Source organism: Planktosalinus sp. (genome assembly GCF_059864935.1).
In genome coordinates this window covers 1-4,288 of the sequence record NZ_JCBCCK010000218.1, presented here as the reverse complement: position 1 = coordinate 4,288, position 4,288 = coordinate 1, and the positions used below count along the sequence as shown (strand labels likewise).

Genomic DNA, 4,288 nt, shown 5'->3' with positions numbered 1-4,288 from the left:
AAGTGATGATGACCCCGTCTGTTTGCATGATATCATTAGCAGTAATCACCGAAACTGAAGCCGCCTTATTTTGTAGCGAACTTTTTATTTGGGTGCTTAAAAGAACCACTTCAGAGAGTGCCGTGGTGTCTTTAGTTGTTTGCGCAGAGCTTTTGTCAATGGAATGAAAACCTATAAGGGTGAAAAGTAAAATGATTGAAGGCTTATAGCTCATGAACATAATTTGAATAAACTAAAATACGACAGTTAACTATAATAAAAAAGCCTCCCCAAGATACTTGGGAAGGCTTTAAAAAAATTGTATTGGAAAAAATTATTTTTTCACTACTTTTTGAGTCAATGTACCTTCTGAAGTTTTTACAGTAAGCATATAGACACCTCTGCTAAGACCAGAAACATTAACAGTTCCGTCTGTAAATACAGCACCGGTGTTTCTTCCTTGTAGATCAAACAATAATACTTCATTGATTTGCATAGAAGCAGGAGTTTTGATATTGATTACATCAACTGCAGGTGTTGGGTAGATAGCAATTTGAGATGCAAGGTTATCATTAACAGATAGCACTTGTTCTCCTACCACATCAAGAATAATGTAATTATCTGGAAAACTACCAAGTGCACTTGGAGGTGTAGGATTAGCTATTCCACAACCAACTGAAGTTAAATACCCAGGTTCAGATTCACCAAGGCCATTTATACCTATTCTGATGTCATAGTTATCAGGTACAGGAGGAGCTGCTGCAAAATCAACTGCTACAATTATTTCATCTGAATCAGTAACAGTAAAAGGGTTATCCAATACTACTTCAAAAAGTTCACCATTATCTAAAACAGAAGCCATAACAGATTGAGAAGTGATTTCTGTCAATGTTCCAAATGGAAATACATCACTTGAACTAAAAAATCGTACAAAAAACTCAACATCGGGATCAGTTCCACCTACGTCATTAAATGAAATAAAGAAATTTGCGCCTTGAACTTCAAAGCCCCCTTGAATTCCAAAATCTGCTGGAGTATATGCCCTATAATAAACATTGTCACTTGAACCTTCATCACCTGTTTGAGGTATTCCATCTGGATTAGTAGCACATGCAACTGAGCCCGTTCCAAAAACTGTATTGTCAGTAGAATGTGATAATACAATTTGTGATGACACTGTTGCGCTTGCAAAAACTGCCATCAATAATAATGTAATTTTTTTCATTTCTTTAATTTTTAGTTTATTTACAAAGATATACACACTTATTACATTTCAAAACATTTATTTTCATTTATATGTTAAAATTTAAATTTTTAGTCGTAGCAGTATTGTTGACATCAATAAATACAATAGGTTCAACTACTCAAACAAGCTTCAATCAAAATCATTCAACTGATAGTGCTTATTATCAAGAAACCATTGCGTTTTACAAGCATTTGTCTGAAATTCACGAAACTGTAAACCTTCAAACCATAGGTAAAACAGACAGTGGCCATCCTTTACATCTTGTTGTTTTTAATCCGGACAAGCATTTTGATTTCAAAATTTTAAATCAAGAGAAGGTCATAATACTCATCAATAACGGCATCCATCCCGGAGAGCCGGACGGCATTGAAGCCACGATGCGCTTTTTTGAAGATTTGGCCACCGGAAAAATACAGGCACCAAAAAATACAGCGATTGCTACAATTCCTATATATAACATTGGAGGTGCTTTAAACAGAAACAGCACAACAAGGGTCAATCAAAACGGTCCCGAGGAATACGGCTTTCGCGGAAACGCCAGAAATTTTGACCTCAACCGCGATTTTATAAAGGCAGACACTCGCAATACAAGAGCTTTTACTGAACTGTTTCACTATGTCAATCCTGATGTGTTTATAGACAACCACGTGAGCAACGGTGCAGATTATCAATACACCATCACTCATTTGTTTACACAACACAATAAACTGGGCAGTGAATTTGGCGGGTATTTACGCCAAACTTTTATTCCGGAAGTTGAAAAAAATCTTGCTAAAAACAACTGGAATTCAACCCCTTATATCAATGTGTTTAACCGCCCACCTGATGGTGGGTTCTCCCAGTTCTTTGACGATGCCAGATATTCCACAGGCTACACCGCCTTGTTCAACACGCTTGGTGCAATGATTGAAACCCATATGCTAAAGCCTTACAAACAAAGAGTTGAAGGCACTTATGCCGTTATGAAAAGTATGCTGGAGGTTACAGATGTCAACTACAAAACCATTAAGGCATTGAGGAGAAATGCAAACAATAAATTCACAACCGGCTCAAAATATCCCGTACAATGGGAAATTGACAGTTCAAAATACAGTACACTCAACTTTAAAGGTTATGAAGCAGAATATAAAATGAGTAAAATTTCAGGTTTGGAACGGCTTTTCTACAATAGGGCAAAACCTTATACAAAAGAAGTGAAGTATTACAATTATTTTAAACCTAAAACCGAAATCACCATTCCAAAAGCATATATCATTCCTCAAGGATGGTGGAATGTTATCGAACTTTTACAACTGAACCAAATTGAAATGAATCAACTTCAAAAAGACACAATCATTTCCACAGAAGTATATCGCATTGAAAATTTCAATACAAGAAGCACTCCTTTTGAAGGGCATTTTATGCATAGCAATACCCAGGTTTCCTCTAAGACTGAAAGATTACTTGTGAAAAAAGGCAATTATATAATCCATACCAATCAACCAGGCATCAGATACCTCATTGAAACACTGGAGCCTCAAGCCAACGATTCATTTTTTAACTGGAACTTTTTTGACACCATCCTTCAGCAAAAAGAAGGATTTTCGCCTTATGTTTTTGAAGAAATCGCAGAACAAATGCTTGAAAATGATCCGGTATTGCGTAAACTTTTCGAAAGCAAAAAAAGGGAGGACAAAAACTTTAGGGAAAATGGGTATTCCCAATTAAGTTGGCTGTACAAAAAGTCACCACATTATGAAGAGGCACATATGCGCTATCCTGTTCTCAGGGTTTTGGAGTAGCTTCATCTTTAAACAACTCCCTGATGTTGGCATAGGACTTTTTGAGCGCTTTCTGTACTTTTTTCGGGTTCTTCCAAACTACTTTTTTGATGCCTTCCTTTATTTCGGGAGTTAAATCTCCTGAAAATGAGGTTTTCATTTCAAACCAATAAGTTTCTTTTAACCGAAGTTTCCCGTTTCTCTTAAAAAAATGATAAGTAATTTGCAGTGGCTTTACAATTTCAAGACCTTCAACGCCGGTCTCCTCTTCGGTTTCGCGTATGGCAGCTTCCTCTATGGTTTCTTTATTTTCAACGCTGCCTTTAGGCAGGTCCCATTTTCCGTTTCTCTTGATAAACAAGACCTCTCCTTTCTCGTTTTTAACCAGACCTCCCGCAGCCACTACTACAGTGGTTTTTTTCTTGAATTTTTGAATAAGTTGTTCACCGATAGGGTGGTATAAATACACCTTAGCCCATTTATTTTTTGCAACTTTCTTTACAATCAATCCCAAATTGGCATCCCTTAACGGAATACATTTGGCGTCTTTATGAAAAACCCTCTCGTTGGTCAGAAATATAGGTTTATCATTTACAAAAACTTTATACATTTGCAAAATGATTTTAAACAAAGAAACGGCACAAAAAACAGCCGACTTGTTATTGCAAATTAATGCAATTAAATTGCAACCACAAAACCCTTTTTTATGGGCATCGGGATGGAAGTCTCCCATTTACTGTGACAACAGGATTATTTTATCCTATCCACACATCAGGAATTTTGTGAGAGAACAGCTGTCACGCCAGATTGAAGAGCTTTATGGAAAACCGGATGTCATTGCCGGTGTTGCCACCGGGGCCATTGGTATTGGAATGCTTGTGGCCGATTATTTGAACCTTCCTTTCGTTTACGTTCGCCCCGAAGCTAAAGGCCACGGCAGACAAAACCAGGTGGAAGGACAACTGACAAAAAATCAAAATGTTGTTGTGGTTGAAGACCTCATAAGTACCGGAAAAAGCAGTCTCAATGCCGTAAAAGCCCTAAAGGAAGCCGATGTAAAAGTAAAAGGGATGATTGCTATATTTACCTATGACTTTGATGTAGCCAAAGAAAATTTTAAAAAAGAGAACATTGAACTTCATACCCTAAGCGATTACAACCTGCTACTGGCTCAAGCCGAAAAATCAAAATACATTAATTCCGGTGAAATAGAAACCTTGAAAGCGTGGAGGGAAAATCCCGCTATCTGGAACAAAGACTAAATTATGAATCTCGAAAGCAAAAAAGTAACCGTAAATAAATC

At 37.0% G+C, this 4,288-nt stretch carries 5 protein-coding genes; 2 read left to right on the top strand and 3 right to left on the bottom strand.

Annotation, left to right across the window (positions count from 1 at the left end; genetic code table 11):
- Together AC6F75_RS07705 and AC6F75_RS07700 are read right to left on the bottom strand one after the other, a co-directional pair.
- Positions 1–214: hypothetical protein (locus tag AC6F75_RS07705; protein ID WP_500714399.1), on the bottom strand; the 214-nt coding region annotated here is incomplete at its 3' end.
- A gap of 99 nt (positions 215–313) precedes the next feature.
- A complete protein-coding gene (locus AC6F75_RS07700) occupies positions 314–1,204 on the bottom strand; it encodes a T9SS type A sorting domain-containing protein (protein WP_500714398.1) in 891 nt (296 codons plus the stop codon).
- Between the two features lie 71 nt (positions 1,205–1,275).
- Here AC6F75_RS07700 and AC6F75_RS07695 point away from each other — a divergent pair, with 71 nt between their 5' ends.
- The gene (locus tag AC6F75_RS07695) at positions 1,276–3,006 is read left to right on the top strand and encodes a M14 family metallopeptidase (RefSeq protein ID WP_500714397.1); all 1,731 of its coding nucleotides are present in this window, start codon (positions 1,276–1,278) and stop codon (positions 3,004–3,006) included.
- Here the strand turns inward: AC6F75_RS07695 and AC6F75_RS07690 are convergent.
- The gene (locus AC6F75_RS07690) at positions 2,990–3,595 is read right to left on the bottom strand and encodes an NUDIX domain-containing protein (protein WP_500714396.1); all 606 of its coding nucleotides are present in this window, start codon (positions 3,593–3,595) and stop codon (positions 2,990–2,992) included. The genes AC6F75_RS07695 and AC6F75_RS07690 overlap by 17 nt on opposite strands.
- A 7-nt stretch (positions 3,596–3,602) precedes the next feature.
- On the opposite strand from AC6F75_RS07690, the gene pyrE reads away from it, so the two are divergent.
- Entirely contained in the window at positions 3,603–4,247 is a 645-nt protein-coding gene (gene pyrE / locus AC6F75_RS07685) for an orotate phosphoribosyltransferase (RefSeq protein ID WP_500714395.1), read from the top strand.
- Positions 4,248–4,288: the final 41 nt, after the last annotated feature.

Coding starts and splice junctions, on each gene's coding strand:
- AC6F75_RS07700 (WP_500714398.1), bottom strand. CDS start 1,204: ATGAAAAAAATTACATTATTATTGATGGCAGTTTTTGCAAGCGCAACA.
- AC6F75_RS07695 (WP_500714397.1), top strand. CDS start 1,276: ATGTTAAAATTTAAATTTTTAGTCGTAGCAGTATTGTTGACATCAATA.
- pyrE (WP_500714395.1), top strand. CDS start 3,603: ATGATTTTAAACAAAGAAACGGCACAAAAAACAGCCGACTTGTTATTG.
- AC6F75_RS07690 (WP_500714396.1), bottom strand. CDS start 3,595: ATGTATAAAGTTTTTGTAAATGATAAACCTATATTTCTGACCAACGAG.